Raw genomic sequence first — 15,636 nt, forward strand, 5'->3', positions numbered from 1 at the left:
TATTTACAAAAAATGGCTTAATTAGCAGGGAGAAGCGAAAATGAGTGAGACAATGAAAAATTACATAGAAGAGGCCGAGAAGGCACTGCTTCATACATATAACCGTTATCAGATCGTCCTCGACAGAGGAGAGGGCGTATATCTTTATGATATAGACGGGAAAAAATATCTTGATTTTGTATCGGGAATCGCTGTATTTGCCCTTGGTTACAACTACAAGGACTACAATGACACACTTAAGGCGCAGATAGACAAGATTCTTCATACGTCAAATTATTATTACAATGTGCCTGCCATCGAAGCTGCAAAGAAGATAAAGAAAGCTTCGGGCATGGACAGGGTATTTTTTACAAACAGCGGAGCGGAAGCTGTTGAAGGAGCTCTTAAGGCTGCAAGAAAATATGCGTTTCTTAAGGACGGCAAGACGGATCATGAGATCATTGCCATGAATCACTCATTCCACGGAAGGACATTCGGAGCACTTTCCGTTACGGGCAATCCTCATTATCGTGAGGCGTTTGAGCCTATGATCGGAAATATTAAGTTTGCCGATTTCAATGATTTTGAAAGTGTTCTTTCATGCGTGACGGACAAGACATGTGCGATCATCATGGAGACTGTTCAGGGAGAGGGCGGTATATATCCTGCAACCGAAGAATTCCTTACCAAAGTAAGGGCACTTTGCGATGAAAAAGATATACTTCTTATTCTCGATGAGATTCAGTGCGGAATGGGAAGAACAGGCTCAATGTTCGCATGGCAGAAATTCGGAGTAAAGCCTGATATCATGACAACAGCAAAGGCTTTGGGATGCGGAGTTCCGGTCGGTGCATTCCTTATGACCGAAAAAGTTGGGGCAAATTCTCTTGTTGCCGGAGATCATGGAACAACTTATGGCGGTAACCCGCTTGCTTGCGCAGCTGTTAATAAAGTTCTTGATTTATTTAACAATGACAATATAATAGAAAATGTGAATAAAGTGGCACCTTATCTCGAAAAGAGACTTGATGAGCTAAAGGATCGCTACGATTTCATAGTGGACAGAAGAGGTTCAGGTTTTATGCAGGGTCTTGTATTTAACAGACCTGTTGCGGATGTGATCAATATGGCTCTTGAAAACGGACTTATCTTGATAAATGCCGGAGCCGAGATCATCAGATTTGTTCCTTCTCTTGTCATAACCAAAGAAAATGTTGACGAGATGATCGACATTTTGGACTCATGTTTGGGGAAGATATGAAATTTGAAACCAAAATTATTTCTATAGTTCTAATATTATGCATGCTGGCGGGCGTTTTTGTTAATGCCCGTTCAGATGAAAGCATATTTGAAGAATTTTCTTTTTTTTCAAATAAGACAACTCTGAGACTGTGGTACACGGATGATGCGATCACTCCATACCTTCAGAGTATGGCGATCAAGTTTTCCGAGAAAAACAGGAATGTTCGTGTTGAGCCTAAGCTTGTTTCGGGAATGGAATATCTCGAAGAAATAAACAAGGCATCTGTTGAAGACAAGAACTTTCCCGATATTTTTGTTACCACAAACGATACTCTTGAGAAAGTTTATTGTGCCGGCCTTGCGCTTGAAGCCGATAATTCAGAAGGCTTTTTTAACAAGGTTCTTTTCCCGAAAGCGGCGCTTGATTCCGTAACATACAAAGGTAAATATGTAGCTTATCCTTTCTACTTTGAGACCAGTGCTCTTGTATATAACAAGACATATCTTGAGAATTATGCAAAAGAGCAGATGGAAAAGAAAAAGCAGGAAGAAGAATCCGTAGAGCAGGAACCTGCGCTTGAAGAAAGCAATGAGAATGCCGGTGAGGGTGATTCTTCCGAAAATGCCGAGGATACCGAAAAGGCAAGCGAAGAGTCGAGTGAAGCTTCAAGTGAAGAGTCTTCGGATGAAGCCGGAGAGGAAAACAGCGGCGAAGGTGAAGAAGGAGAGGATTTAGAGGGTGAAGACGCCGAAGCTGAAGAGGTTCCGGAAGATGACGATTTCTCCACAGAAGCGGTTAACGAAGAAATCAATGATATTCTTTCTTCAGATTTCAAATCGATTCAGGATATCATCAATTTCTCACGTAAATACGAAGCTCCGGATAAGATCAAATCCATCTTGGAGTGGGATGTCAATGATATCTTTTATAACTATTTCTTCGTGGGCGCATATATGAATCTCGGTGGTGACGCCGGAGACAATATTAACGTAGAAAATATCGATCAGGATATAGCAATCTATAACGGTAACACTATCAGCTGTATGAAGGTTTATCAGCAGCTTAAGCAGTTCTTCGCTATTGATGCGAAAGAAATTTCTTATGATGATATGGCGACAAGATTCCTTAAGGGAGAAATCCTGTTCACCATTGCCACGACCGATATTTTCAAAAAGTATGACGAAATTAAGGTTGAAGATCCGTTGTCAATTACTGCCGATGGTGGTGAACTTTATGAGTTTGCCGTAGCTCCCGCTGTACCGGAGCTTCCCAACGGACTTAAGACAAGAACCATGTCTGTTACGAACTGTCTTGTTGTTAACGGATATTCGGAGCATCCGGATGTTGCGGAAGACTTTGCAAGAATGATCTGCATGGATGAAAAAGATGATATTTACAAAATGTCACATAAACTTGCAGCGCATTACGGAATTGATTACGGACACGACGGAATCAATAAGTTCGTAGATATTTATGCCGATTCGGTTTCCATGCCCAAGACTATTCAGACAAGTAATTTCTGGATGGAGCTTGAGATTGCTTTTGCGAAGATCTGGGATGATGAGGATGCGGATTGTAACGCCATACTTAAAGAATTGTCCGAGAGTATCAAAACTCAGGTAATGGGGCAGGAATATCATGATCAGGTTATCCAGGATCCGATTGATCAACCTATTACAGCCGGACTTTCCGAAGAAGGCGATTAACGAATGTTAAATTAGCTTGATAAATTACTTAATATATACTAGAATAAAGATTGCATGGCGGGGACCTCTGTAATGGAGGATACATGCAAAAAATCTTTTTAGTGTTGTTCGGTATAGTATGCATACTGACCGGATGCACTTCGACAAAGGCTGAAACAGAGCCTGTTATGAACAAGATGATAAGTGACGAAGGGGCAGAGTCTTATTCGGATGACAGTACCGGTGAGGAAAGCATCGGAAGTTCGGAAGAAATCAGTTCCCAAGTGCTTGTCGTATATGTATGTGGTGCAGTATCCGAACCCGGAGTATATGAGCTTTCTTTTGGAAGTAGGATAAATGACGCTGTTATTGCTGCCGGAGGATTTAGTGACGAGGCTGATACTACTTATGTCAATCTTGCAGCCGAAATATCCGATGGTGCTAAATTAAGAATTCCAACTCTCGAAGAGACGGAAGAGATTAAGGGAAAGGGCAATGTCTTGTCGGAAGATTTTAATTCTTTTGACAAAACCGGACATGATGTTGATGTAAAATCGGTTAACTGTGAATTGATTAATATTAATTCAGCTACCGAAGAGGAACTTAAGACTCTCCCGGGGATAGGCGATAGCATAGCGGCGAGAATTGTTAAGTACCGTCAACAGAATGGAAAATTCAATTCCATAGAAGATATAATGGAAATATCCGGTATTAAAGACAAGCTTTTTTCCAAGATAAAAGAATACATCACTGTATAACAAAATTATAGGAATGGGTGGATTATGAGTAAAAAAGTTTTGGTTGTTGATGACGAAAAGACAATTGTAAAAGGAATTAAGTTCAGCTTGGAGCAGGATGATTTCGTGGTTGACTGTGCTTACGATGGCGAAGAAGCCGTTGATATGGCTAAACACCATAAATACGACATCATTCTTCTTGATCTTATGTTACCTGTGATGTCAGGTCTTGATGCTTGTCAGCAGATCAGGGAATTTTCGAATGTTCCGATCATCATGCTTACAGCTAAGGGCGATGACATGGACAAGATTCTTGGTCTTGAAAACGGCGCGGACGATTATATCACAAAGCCATTCAATATTTTGGAAGTTAAGGCCAGGATTAAGGCAATAATCAGAAGATCAGCAAAGGCTACTCTTGATGATAAGTGCCTTCAGTTTGGTGATCTTAAGATTTATCAGGAGTACAGAAGAGTATTTATTAATGATAAAGAAATCGATGTAACAGTTCGTGAGTATGAGCTTTTGGAATATCTTGCGGTACATGCCGGAAAGCCTTATACAAGAGACATGCTTATGGATGTTGTTTGGAATAAGGATTGGGACTTCAAGGGCGATGCAAGAACTGTAGACGTACATATCAGAAGACTTCGTGAGAAGCTTGAGGCTAATCCGAGCGAGCCACAGTACATCAGAACAAAGTGGGGAAGTGGATATTATTTCCAGGCATAATCCACAGCTAAAAATATGAAACGTTATATTGGTGTGATTTTAAGTTTTTTTAAACAATTAAAGATCAGTAACCTATTAAAAAGTCTAAGAGCACGATTTTTCATAATTGTATTTCTGACAGGATTATTTTCATGCGTTATAATGCATATTCTGATCCTTCAAAGTTATGAAGATCGTGCTGTCAATGTCAATTCAAAAGGCGTTCAGACACAGCTGAGAATTTTGGCTAATCACCTTATTACGAATGAGTACTTTACAAATACATCATCGGAAGTCGTAAATGCGGAGCTGGATATGCTGACTACCATTTACGACGGACGTGTGATGGTTATTAATAATGAGCTTAAAGTTATTAAGGACACTTACAATATCAACGAAGGTAAGACTATTATCTCCGAAGAAGTTGTAAACTGTCTTAAAAAGGGCTCAAAAGGGGCGGTTTCCAGATATAACCATGATGATGGTTTTATCGAGGTAGTTACCCCTATTATTCAGGCGCCTATTATTCAGGAAGGTGATATATCGGATAAGAATGAGCCTACGGAGGTTGTTAGAGGAGTTATCCTTACGAGTGTGTCGACAGACTCGATTGAGGCGACTCTTGAGGTTCTTAGCAGAAGAGCTACAACCATTGAGGTCATCATTATTTTGGTTATATTCGTCTATGCTGCGGTTGTATCTGCAGCGTTGTTACAGCCATTTGACAGAATTACGGCTGCGATTGATGACGTTAAGGCTGGATATACCGATGAGCCTATTATCGGGCCTAACTTCCTTGAAACGGAGCAGATTATCAAAGCTTTCAATGCGTTGCTTAAGCGAATGAAGGTTCTTGACGATTCGCGTCAGGAGTTTGTTTCCAACGTGTCGCATGAGCTTAAGACGCCTATCACTTCAATGAAGGTTTTGGCGGATTCTCTTTTGGCACAGGACAATGTTCCGAATGAAGTTTATAAAGATTTCATGGTGGATATTGTAAGTGAGATAGACAGAGAGGATAAGATAATCAACGATCTTCTTTCTCTTGTTAAGATGGATAAAACAGCAGCGGACCTTAATATCACAAGCGTTGATGTTGTCGAGCTTGTTGAGATAGTCTGCAAGAGATTAAGACCTATTGCTGTTAAACATAACATTGAGCTTACACTTGAGAGTAAGCGTGCAGTAACGGCAGAGATAGATGAAGTAAAAATATCGCTTGTTGTTATGAATCTTGTTGAAAATGCGATAAAATACAACAAGGATAAAGGTCAGGTTAAGGTTGAAGTTGATGCCGACCAGCAGTTCTTTGTTGTAAAGGTTATGGATACCGGTATGGGTATTCCGAAGGAATCGCTCGATCATATTTATGAGAGATTTTACCGAGTTGAGAAGTCAAGATCGAGACAGATCGGCGGTACGGGACTTGGACTTGCAATCGTACGAAATGCGATCCTTATGCATAGAGGAACTATCGATGTAGACAGTGAAGTGGATAAGGGAACAACCTTTACCGTTAAGATACCGCTTATTTACACAAATCAGAAGTAAGAGAGATATGTTATGAGAACCAGCTGCTTTATGAAAAATAGAATATTGTTTTGTGCAGCAAGCATACTTACATCCGTTTTTCTGGTTTCATGTGGCGAAAAAAAGATCGAAGCAGACAACAAGATAAATGTTTACTACGTGAAAACGGATGAGACAAGTATTGTGCCGGTTGAGTACGAACTTAAGACAGATCCCACAAAAGATATGTACGGTGCGATAACAGAGCTTGTCCAGAAGCTTGAGGAGAGTCCGGGAAAGAGCCTGTATGAGGCTCCCATATCCGGCGATGAATCCGGAGAGAAGCCCAACGAAAAAAATGGTGATGTGGTCGGAGATGCCTGGCTTAATAGATACACTTACGTAAATAATGTTCTTAAGCTTGAGTTCGGTGCTCAGTACGATAAGCTTGGAATAACCAAAGAGGTTCTTACCAGAGCTGCGATAGTACGTACATTTACACAGCTTGAAGGTATAGATTATGTATATTTTTGTGTGGGTAAAAAAGAGGCTGTTCGTATGAATTCCGAAGGCGATGCCGATTCGGCAACAGACGATCCATATGAGCCCGCACCTTTAAAAGACCATTCGGGAAATGCTATAGGTCCTATGAAAGGTGAGGATTTTATCTACAATGTTGACAGCGAAATTAATAAAAATAAGAAAAAGGAAATCACGCTGTATTTTGCAAACAAGGCAGGAGATAAACTTAAGCGTGTATACAGATATGTTGTATATAACAGCAATATTTCCGAGGAAAAATTAAGGATTGAACAGCTTATAAACGGTCCTAACACAAATGATGCCTTTCCTACGATCAATAAGGATACCAAGATCAACAGTGTTAATATCAAGGACAAGGTTTGCTTTATTGATTTTGATTCATCCTTCCTTACTCAGTCCAATAATGTCACGGTGCAGGTTGCGCTTTATTCTATAGTAAATACTGCAACTGAGCTTCCGGATGTAGACAGAGTGGTTATTTCGGTTGACGGAGATTCTTCGTTTACCTTTATGGATTATAATATTTCCGGTGCATACGAAAAGAATACCGATATTATTTCAAAATAAGGAGTTTTATATAAGTGAAAAGACCGTTGTGTCCGGTTGCACTGGTCATTACGGCGATTGTCTTTATTTATCTTAGAATTTCTTTTACGAATTATTTATATGAATTACCTGATCGTCAAGATGGGGAAACGGGCTTGGTTACCGGCGTTGTGGCAAGGAAAGAAGCCCGTCCCGATCAGTCAGGTGAAAGTCTTTATGTTATTTATGTGGTTCCACAGAATATCTCAATCGGAAAAATGAAATATATAATGTGCAGTTTAAAAGAGGGAGATGTTTATGTCCCTTCTGTCGGCGAGCACGTTAAGATACGAGGGAAATTTACGTCGTTTAAGAAAGTAAGAAATCCAGGGGGATTTGACAGTCGCTTGTACTATGCGACCTTGAAGATTGCTTTTAAATTATATAATGCTGAAATTACGGAGACGGACGGAAGAGAGGATGTTCTGCGGGAGAGACTTTATGATCTTAAGATGCTTTTGGAAAAGAATCTTGACCGGAATCCTGTGCTCAGTGATGACGATTCGGCCGTGTTAAAGGCTATGATCCTGGGCGATAAGGCCTTTATGGATGATGATATAAAGGATATGTATAAAAACAGTGGGATAATGCATATTCTTGCCGTTAGCGGACTTCATATATCCATAATCGGAATGGGACTTTATAAAGCGCTTCGAAAGTGCAAGATTAAGCCGGTATTTTATACGGTGATTCCGATAGCTGTAATGTATCTGTATGGGGAGATGTGCGGTGTCGGATCGTCTTCTTTCAGGGCGATATGTATGTTTACAATAAGGTTGCTTGCTCCGTTCCTTGGGAGAACATATGATATTTTATCTGGACTTGCTATAGCCGAGATTCTGCTGGTTCTTGATTGTCCGCTCTATTTATATAACAGTGGATTTTTATTTTCTTTTTGTGCTGTCATAGGCGTTACGGTTGTAAGACCGGCGCTTGAAAAGCTTTTTGAGAAAAGAGAGAGCGGAAAGCTTAAGTTTTCAGGCGATGATGATAATGTCTTTCACAAAATGAATCAGGCAATCTGTTCGGGGCTTATTCTTGGTTTTTCTATCATGATTTCCACTTTACCGATATATATGTCGTATTATTTCACATATCCACTGTTTTCTTTAATATCAAATATGATAATAATCCCGCTTGTAAGTGTGCTGATGGTCATGGGGATTTTCTGCCTTTTTACAGCAGGTGTTCCGGGAACGGTTCCTGGAATCATTGCGCACTTGATACTTCTTTTTTACAAAGGTGTATGCGGAGTTCAGATTAATTTTCCGGGGAATACTCTATACATAGGTCATGCGGGCGAAATTAAGATCACATGTTATTGTATGATTGCAGGGCTGGCGCTCTTTTTCACAAAAGGCAGAATTAGAAACATTCATATATCATCGAATATGGAAAAAAACATAAGGCGGGCTTTGATAGCAATAGCTGTCGCTGTTTTGATATACAGCCCCAAACCTGAGCTGATGATATCTACACTTTATGTCGGGCAGGGCGACGGGATCGTGATAGAAGACGGAAGTGAGCGCATACTTATAGACGGCGGAAGTACTTCGGAAAAGAAAGTCGGAAGGTACTCGATAATCCCTTATCTTAAATACAGAGCGATAGGAAGTCTTGACGCGGCGATTGTTACGCATGAAGATAACGACCATATTTCGGGCCTTTTTGAAATAATGGATGATATGGAAAAAGGCGGGATAAGGATAAAGAGACTGATTCTTCCCGATGTCTCGGAAAAATCAAGAGGTGATAATTACAGAGAACTTGAGAAGAGAGCAGCGGGGCTTGGCATTCCTGTTTCTTATATTTCGACAGGAGAGGAGATTACCGTGGGAAAATCAAAGTTTTTGTGCATAAATCCTGATAAAGGAATGACTACGGATGGCGCGAATGCTTATTCTACAGTTCTTTTGATGAGCAGAGGGGAGTTTAAAGCTCTTTTTACCGGAGATGTGGAGGAGGAAGGGCAGGAGAATATCAAGGAGACCATAAGAAACAATCCACAGATTTTTAAGAATGTAACTTTGCTGAAAGTTGCTCATCACGGGTCTAAATATACGACTGATGCGGAATTTCTTGAGCTTATAAATCCGAAGATAGCCGTCATAAGCTGCGGGGAAAACAATACCTACGGTCATCCGCATAAGGAGACGCTTGAGAGGCTTGAGAATATCGGTGCGGAAGTATACAGGACTGACGAATCGGGGGCTGTCATTATAAACGTAAGAGACGGTGTGTTGGAAACAAAGAAATTTCTGAATGAAAAATAGAGCATCTGAAATGATATATTCGGGTGAGTTTTTGGCGCATTTGTGGTAACATATTGAATGGAGTGTGATTATTTATGGCAGTTAAGACATCAGATTTTCCGGTGAAGCAGAGACAGATAAATGAAGATATAGCAAGCGGGAATTTTAAGCCTTGCTATCTTTTGTACGGCGATGAGGCTTATCTGAGGCTCCAGAACAAGGATAAACTTGTTAAGGCCATGGGGGTAGACGCTTCTTCAATGAATTTCACCAGATACGAGGGTGATGGCTGCAATCCGGCTGAGATAATCGATATGGCTGAGACAATGCCCTTTTTATCCGATAAGAGAGTGATACTTATCGAGAACAGCGGATTTTTCAAGAACGGTTGTCCTGAACTTGCGGATTATCTTAAGAAACCGTCGGAGACAACCTACTTTATTTTTGTTGAGAAGGAAGTAGACAAGAGAAAAGACATTTATAAAGCTGCATCTAAGCTTGGACTTGATATCAGCTGCGATGAGCAGAGCGAAGATACCTTGAGAAGGTGGATCGCAGGTAAACTCAAAGCTGAGGGAAAAACAATCTCTCCACGTGCCCTTGCACTGTTTTTGGGACGCGTCGGAACAGATATGTCAAATATAAGTACCGAGATAGAAAAGCTTGTCTGCTACTGCATAGACAGAAATGAGATCACGGATGAAGATGTGGAGACTGTATGTGCGAACTGGCTTACAGGCCGTATCTTTGCAATGACGGATGCAATCGTAGAGAGAAAGAGGACTGTGGCGATAAATCTTTACTACGATCTTCTTGCGCTTAAGGAACCACCCGCAAAGATACTTGCTCTAATAACAAGGCAGTTTAATTTAATGCTCCAGATAAAAGAGATGACCCAAAATCACAAGGACAAAGCGCAGATTGCAAGTGCCGTGGGGTTGGCACCGTTCCTTGTCGGTAAATACGTGGGATGGGCAGGCAATTACACAATTGAAGAGCTGAGAGATGCGCTTGAACTGTGTGCTTCAAATGATGAAGCTGTTAAGACCGGAAAGCTTGATTATATTATCAGTGTTGAGATGGTCATAATAGGTTGCACCCGCGATCAAAAAGTTAAATGATATTTGAAAAAGAACGATTTTGGGCTTATACTAAACATTGTTTACGCTTATAGGGAGGTAGATTTTTTTGGAAAGACCGGTACCAAAACCACAGGAGTTATACAGACATTTTAAGGGGAAAATGTATCAGATAGTCACTATTGCAATTCATTCCGAGACAAGGGAAGAAATGGTGGTCTATCAGGCATTATATGGGGACTATTCGGTTTATTGCAGACCTCTTTCAATGTTCATGTCGGAAGTCGACAGGGAGAAATATCCGGATGTTGAACAGAGATTTCGCTTTGAAAAGGTTGATAGAGCTGAAAAAGCTGATACGGACGATTCTGTAGAAGTCACAAAAACCACAAAAACCGAAAATGAAGTAGATAACGAGATTAGTGAGGCAGGAAAGATGAGTGATGAGAAAAAAATGACTTCAGCACCGAAGTTTAAAGTAGATACTTCTTACGAACGCTCTGAAGTTATGGAGAAGAGCATTGATGATGAGGCGCGCGATCTTAACCTTGATCCGCTTGTGATAAAATTTTTGGATGCAGACCTTGCTTCCGAAAAGAATGATATTTTGTGCAAGCTTCATCCGATAATTACTAACGATATGATTGATATAATGGCGATGTCGGTTGGCGTTGTCATTAACGAGGGGGATGTAGACGGCAGGTACAATGATCTTAGGAACTGCCTTACAACGATGGAGAAATATGAAAGTACCAGATTAAGGAGTTAAATACAATATGAAATTACTTTCAGTTGCGATTCCCTGCTACAATTCAGAAGGGTACATGGCTAAATGCATAGAATCGCTGCTTGTTGGCGGTGAGGATGTAGAGATTTTGGTCGTTGATGACGGGTCAAAGGACAGAACGGCGGAGATAGCCGATGAATATGCGGCAAAGTATCCCACGATAGTAAAAGCAATTCATAAACCCAACGGTGGACACGGCAGTGCCGTAAATGCCGGACTTGAGCACGCTACAGGTCTTTTCTTTAAGGTGGTTGATTCTGATGACTGGGTAAAAGAGATTGCTTACAGAAAAATATTGTCGACACTTGCAGATCTTGCGGGCGGAGATACTCAGCTTGATCTTTTGATCAGCAATTTTGTATATAACAAAGTGGGCGAGAAGAGACATAAGGTTATGCGTTATAACACTATGTTTCCTGTTGAAGAGCTCTTTTCATGGAAAGACATAAAGAGAACTCCCAAGGGACATTATCTTCTCATGCATTCTGTAATATTTAGGACAAAGCTCTTAAAGCAGTGCGGATTAAAGCTCCCTGAGCACACATTCTATGTAGATAATATTTATGTGTTCAATCCGCTTCCTTTTGTAAAGACGATGTACTACCTCGATGTTAATTTCTATTATTATTACATCGGGCGTGAGGACCAGTCGGTTAACCAGAAGATCATGCTTTCGCGTATCGATCAGCAGATCAGGGTAAATAAGCTCATGATTGATTATTACGTTGAGAATATCGGAATGATCAAGTCGCAGCCTGAGAGATACAGATATATGTTTAATTATCTGGAGATTATTACAGCTATTTCTTCGGTGCTTCTTATTACTGAGGATACGCCCGAAAATCTTGCTAAGAGAAAAGATCTCTTAAACTACATCAAGGACAAGAATTACTGGTTATATGTAAGGATCAGATACAGTATTGAAGGCACATATATTTATTTGCCCGGAAAAGGCGGCAGAAAGATAACTTTGGCCGGATATAAATTATTGCAGAAAATTTTTCACTTTAATTAATATCGATAAAGTGATAAAGTAGTTTGAGATGCAGAAATAGCAAATACACCTATGAGGAAATTATGAAAGATATATTCGAAAGACTTGTTGGAAAAAAGCCTGACAAGGGCTATTTAAAGAATGTATTCGGAATGGCAATGCCGCTTCTTATGTATGGTGCTTTGTATATTACCTGGTTCTCAATAATAGAGAAACACAGATTTTCACACTATGCCGTTATACATACGGCGCTTGATGACAGGATTCCATTTATAGAAGCGTTTATTGTTCCGTATTATTTATGGTTCTTTTACGTATCACTTACGCTGGTTTTCTTTATACTGACGTTGGAAGTGGAGGATTATTACAAGAACTTCTTTTTCCTGACTACGGGAATGACATTGTTCCTTGTAATATCGACTCTTTTTCCGAATGTACAGCACTTAAGGCCGGCTGTTATGCCAAGGGATAATATTTTTACCGCGCTTGTGCAGATCATATACAGCAAAGATACGTCGGCAAACCTTTGGCCGAGTATTCATGTATATAACTCAATCGGAACCATGATTGCTGTCCGAAAAAGTAAGAAATTTAATAAGAGATTAAAGATTTCAAGTGACATTTTAGGAACACTTATTATTCTTTCAACCATGTTCGTGAAGCAGCATTCGGTTTATGATGTTGCGACCGCGATCTTGATGGCTGTTATCTTCTATATTTTCTATTACCGTACATCGGCAATGGAGAATTTCTGCAGAAGAAAAGAAGAGAAGCTTGCTTTCAGATACAATTGAATAAGATAGCACAATTATAATGATAAAAAGCTCTGTCTCAGGTCATGAGACGGAGCTTTTGTTTTAAACATTCCAATGTGATGTCATCTGATTTCACCGAAACTTCGCCGTCGGTATGTACCCACATGGGAAGCATGGTCTTGATTCTTATTCTGGATGTTCTGTATTTGTAAACGCCTTTAAAGTAGTAGTGAAGACCAAAGAATGAGAACGGAAGAGCAAGCATCATTTTTGCCCTCTTCATATCGCCCACAATGCATAGGTCAAATTTGCCGTCGGTCAGACTTGCCTTCGGGGCAAAATTAAATCCGCCGCCTTCGTAGCGGTGTATCATTGATGCGATAAATAAGAAGTGTGACAAATGTATCTGTTTGCCGTTTTCGAACTCAATATCGCACGGTATCTTATCTGCTTTTATCAGCTGTTTTATTGCGATTATTCCGTAGGTCAGCTTTCCGAGTCCCATTTTATTAAGGAAATTCTTTGTTCCCGATGAGAGGGCTTCTTCGCATACCGCTGCGTCAAATCCTATTCCCGAGCTTACGCCGAAATATCTGACCTTGTCAGGTGTTGTCTTACATAATCTGGATATCGGTTTTGTCATTGAACCGTAGGTGAGTTTTCCTATATCGAGGGTTCTTATGACTTTGCCGTCTATTATGCGCTCAAGAAGATCGTCGTATTCTTTCGGATAGCTAAGATCCCTTGAGAAATCATTACTTGAACCGAGAGGCACGTAGCCGACAATTACTTTTTCAAAATCGGTTATTCCGTTTATTGCTTCGTTGAGCGTTCCATCTCCTCCAAGGACGATAACTTTTATTGGATATTCTTCTTCGCTTGCAGATGTGATGAACTGTGTCATCAGTTTCGATGCGTGTCCGGGACCTTCCGTGAAGACAGGAGTGTATTCGATTCCCGCAGAAATAAATTTATATTCAAGGCCGGTCCAAATGTCTTTTCCCTTTCCGGATCTTGCTGATGGGTTGATTATACAGTAATACATATGCGTCCTCTGTTAAAAAAATAATTAATCCCCAACATTATAGCATTTTTTTCATATATATGGTACGATATGCAAGATGTTGCTTTAACACATTAAATTGTCGAATTTAACCAATTATTTCGGAGGAGTTGAAATGTATTCATTGGATGAAGTCAGAAAGATTGACCCTGAGATCGCTTCATTGATTGAGGCGGAAGTCGAGCGCCAGAATAATCATATCGAGCTTATCGCATCGGAGAACTGGACCAGCAAGGCTGTTATGTCTGCAATGGGAAGCCCGCTTACAAATAAATATGCTGAAGGATTGCCGGGAAAAAGATATTACGGCGGATGCCACGTAGTTGATGAAGTTGAGAAGATCGCCATCGAGAGAGCAAAAGAGCTCTTCCATTGCGATTATGCAAATGTTCAGCCTCATTCAGGTGCACAGGCTAATCTGGCTGTTCAGTTTGCACTTTTGCAGCCCGGTGATACCATCATGGGTATGAATCTCAGCCAGGGCGGACATCTTACTCACGGAAGCCCGGCTAACATTTCAGGAACATATTTCAAGGTAGTTCCTTACGGAGTTGATGATAACGGAGTGCTTGACTACGAAGAGATGTACAAACTCGCCGTAGAGCACAAGCCCAAGCTTATTATTGCAGGTGCATCTGCATACTGCAGAACAATAGATTTCAAGAAGTTCAGAGAAGCTGCTGACGCATGCGGAGCAATCCTCATGGTTGATATGGCACACATTGCAGGTCTTGTTGCTGCAGGTGTTCATCCCAGTCCTTTCCCTTATGCGGATGTTGTTACAACAACAACTCATAAGACACTCAGAGGACCCAGAGGAGGACTTATCCTTTGGAATCAGTCCGCTCAGGACAAGTTCAAGATCAACAAGGCTGTATTCCCCGGAATCCAGGGCGGCCCTCTTGAGCATGTTATCGCTGCCAAGGCTGTTTGCTTCAAGGAAGCTCTTTCTCCTGAATTTACAGAGTATGCAAAGAACGTTGTTGAGAACGCAAAGGCTCTCTGCGACGGCCTCATGAAGAGAGGCGTTAAGATCGTATCAGGCGGTACAGACAACCACCTTATGCTTGTTGACCTTACAAACTTCGGCCTTACAGGTAAGGAAGTTGAGGCATGGCTTGATGATGCTCATATCACAGCCAACAAGAACACTATCCCTAACGAGCAGCAGTCTCCTTTTGTTACAAGCGGAATCCGTCTCGGAACTCCTGCCGTAACAACAAGAGGAATGAACACAGAAGATATGGATCAGATCGCTGAAGCCATCGCCGTTGTTATCAAGAACAAGGGTGAGAAGAATGATGAAGCACGCGCTATCATCAAGAAGCTCACAGATAAGTATCCGCTTGACTAATACTTTGAAATAATATTTGAAACCCATGCAGTCTTTTGGGCGGCATGGGTTTGTTTTTTCGATTTTCTTTTATGATATTAAGGCTGACTCAAAAATGTAAACTTAATTTATAGCTTAACAAAAAAATGTAGTCAGATTAAGTTAATGCGTCTTGAAAAACATATTAAGTTAACACATTGTTTAACAAATATTTGTAAAATTTCGTAAAAAAAACCCCTTTACAACGGCAAAAACTCATGTAATAATAAAGCCTGGATATTTTAAATGTGAATAAAAAGCAAACGCGTAAACAACATATTCACAACATATTAAACATAGGATTTGAATGCAGATTATTTGTACTCGAAAAGGAAAGAGTCC

At 40.5% G+C, this 15,636-nt stretch carries 13 protein-coding genes; 12 read left to right on the forward strand and 1 reads right to left on the reverse strand.

Features of this window, described 5'->3' with window-relative positions; translation table 11 throughout:
• Positions 1-40 precede the first annotated feature (40 nt).
• The 11 genes from DL92_RS0103770 (at position 41) to DL92_RS0103820 (ending at position 12,898) form a co-directional block, all read left to right on the forward strand.
• Positions 41-1,240, forward strand: coding sequence for an aspartate aminotransferase family protein (locus tag DL92_RS0103770; protein WP_242827229.1), 1,200 nt, complete (start codon positions 41-43; stop codon positions 1,238-1,240).
• Complete coding sequence (locus DL92_RS0103775; RefSeq protein ID WP_026666936.1) at positions 1,237-2,928, forward strand: type 2 periplasmic-binding domain-containing protein; 1,692 nt, start codon at positions 1,237-1,239, stop codon at positions 2,926-2,928. The genes DL92_RS0103770 and DL92_RS0103775 overlap by 4 nt, the downstream gene beginning before the upstream one ends.
• A gap of 83 nt (positions 2,929-3,011) precedes the next feature.
• Positions 3,012-3,665, forward strand: coding sequence for a helix-hairpin-helix domain-containing protein (locus DL92_RS0103780; protein ID WP_026666937.1), 654 nt, complete (start codon positions 3,012-3,014; stop codon positions 3,663-3,665).
• 24 nt (positions 3,666-3,689) lie between these two features.
• Positions 3,690-4,376, forward strand: coding sequence for a response regulator transcription factor (locus DL92_RS0103785; RefSeq protein WP_026654359.1), 687 nt, complete (start codon positions 3,690-3,692; stop codon positions 4,374-4,376).
• A 141-nt stretch (positions 4,377-4,517) separates the two neighbouring features.
• Positions 4,518-5,906 carry a sensor histidine kinase gene (locus DL92_RS0103790; protein ID WP_330365501.1) on the forward strand — a complete coding sequence of 463 codons (1,389 nt, stop codon included), beginning with the start codon at positions 4,518-4,520 and terminating at the stop codon, positions 5,904-5,906.
• 30 nt (positions 5,907-5,936) lie between these two features.
• Positions 5,937-6,974 (forward strand): GerMN domain-containing protein, encoded by a 1,038-nt coding sequence (locus DL92_RS0103795; RefSeq protein WP_196803766.1) that lies wholly within the window; start codon positions 5,937-5,939, stop codon positions 6,972-6,974.
• Between the two features lie 14 nt (positions 6,975-6,988).
• The gene (locus DL92_RS0103800; protein ID WP_081816818.1) at positions 6,989-9,265 is read left to right on the forward strand and encodes a DNA internalization-related competence protein ComEC/Rec2; all 2,277 of its coding nucleotides are present in this window, start codon (positions 6,989-6,991) and stop codon (positions 9,263-9,265) included.
• A 74-nt stretch (positions 9,266-9,339) separates the two neighbouring features.
• Complete coding sequence (gene holA, locus DL92_RS0103805; protein ID WP_051199201.1) at positions 9,340-10,365, forward strand: DNA polymerase III subunit delta; 1,026 nt, start codon at positions 9,340-9,342, stop codon at positions 10,363-10,365.
• Positions 10,366-10,486: 121 nt separating this feature from the next.
• Positions 10,487-11,092 (forward strand): DUF1653 domain-containing protein, encoded by a 606-nt coding sequence (locus DL92_RS0103810; RefSeq protein WP_081816826.1) that lies wholly within the window; start codon positions 10,487-10,489, stop codon positions 11,090-11,092.
• 7 nt (positions 11,093-11,099) lie between these two features.
• Positions 11,100-12,125 carry a glycosyltransferase gene (locus tag DL92_RS0103815; RefSeq protein ID WP_026666942.1) on the forward strand — a complete coding sequence of 342 codons (1,026 nt, stop codon included), beginning with the start codon at positions 11,100-11,102 and terminating at the stop codon, positions 12,123-12,125.
• Between the two features lie 62 nt (positions 12,126-12,187).
• Complete coding sequence (locus DL92_RS0103820) at positions 12,188-12,898, forward strand: phosphatase PAP2 family protein (protein WP_026666943.1); 711 nt, start codon at positions 12,188-12,190, stop codon at positions 12,896-12,898.
• A gap of 37 nt (positions 12,899-12,935) precedes the next feature.
• Here DL92_RS0103820 and DL92_RS0103825 read toward each other — a convergent pair whose 3' ends face one another.
• Complete coding sequence (locus tag DL92_RS0103825; RefSeq protein ID WP_026666944.1) at positions 12,936-13,904, reverse strand: diacylglycerol/lipid kinase family protein; 969 nt, start codon at positions 13,902-13,904, stop codon at positions 12,936-12,938.
• Between the two features lie 133 nt (positions 13,905-14,037).
• On the opposite strand from DL92_RS0103825, the gene glyA reads away from it, so the two are divergent.
• The gene (glyA, locus tag DL92_RS0103830) at positions 14,038-15,276 is read left to right on the forward strand and encodes a serine hydroxymethyltransferase (RefSeq protein ID WP_026654368.1); all 1,239 of its coding nucleotides are present in this window, start codon (positions 14,038-14,040) and stop codon (positions 15,274-15,276) included.
• Positions 15,277-15,636 lie beyond the last annotated feature (360 nt).

The organism is Butyrivibrio sp. AE2005 (assembly GCF_000686965.1).
GTDB classification, from domain to species: Bacteria; Bacillota; Clostridia; order Lachnospirales; family Lachnospiraceae; genus Butyrivibrio; species Butyrivibrio hungatei_A.

Bases quoted from the DNA above. Each gene is read 5' to 3' on its own strand.
- DL92_RS0103780 (WP_026666937.1), top strand. From the start codon at position 3,012: ATGCAAAAAATCTTTTTAGTGTTGTTCGGTATAGTATGCATACTGACC.
- DL92_RS0103770 (WP_242827229.1), top strand. From the start codon at position 41: ATGAGTGAGACAATGAAAAATTACATAGAAGAGGCCGAGAAGGCACTG.
- DL92_RS0103815 (WP_026666942.1), top strand. From the start codon at position 11,100: ATGAAATTACTTTCAGTTGCGATTCCCTGCTACAATTCAGAAGGGTAC.
- DL92_RS0103810 (WP_081816826.1), top strand. From the start codon at position 10,487: ATGTATCAGATAGTCACTATTGCAATTCATTCCGAGACAAGGGAAGAA.
- DL92_RS0103795 (WP_196803766.1), top strand. From the start codon at position 5,937: ATGAAAAATAGAATATTGTTTTGTGCAGCAAGCATACTTACATCCGTT.
- DL92_RS0103820 (WP_026666943.1), top strand. From the start codon at position 12,188: ATGAAAGATATATTCGAAAGACTTGTTGGAAAAAAGCCTGACAAGGGC.
- glyA (WP_026654368.1), top strand. From the start codon at position 14,038: ATGTATTCATTGGATGAAGTCAGAAAGATTGACCCTGAGATCGCTTCA.
- DL92_RS0103790 (WP_330365501.1), top strand. From the start codon at position 4,518: ATGCATATTCTGATCCTTCAAAGTTATGAAGATCGTGCTGTCAATGTC.
- holA (WP_051199201.1), top strand. From the start codon at position 9,340: ATGGCAGTTAAGACATCAGATTTTCCGGTGAAGCAGAGACAGATAAAT.
- DL92_RS0103825 (WP_026666944.1), bottom strand. From the start codon at position 13,904: ATGTATTACTGTATAATCAACCCATCAGCAAGATCCGGAAAGGGAAAA.
- DL92_RS0103785 (WP_026654359.1), top strand. From the start codon at position 3,690: ATGAGTAAAAAAGTTTTGGTTGTTGATGACGAAAAGACAATTGTAAAA.
- DL92_RS0103775 (WP_026666936.1), top strand. From the start codon at position 1,237: ATGAAATTTGAAACCAAAATTATTTCTATAGTTCTAATATTATGCATG.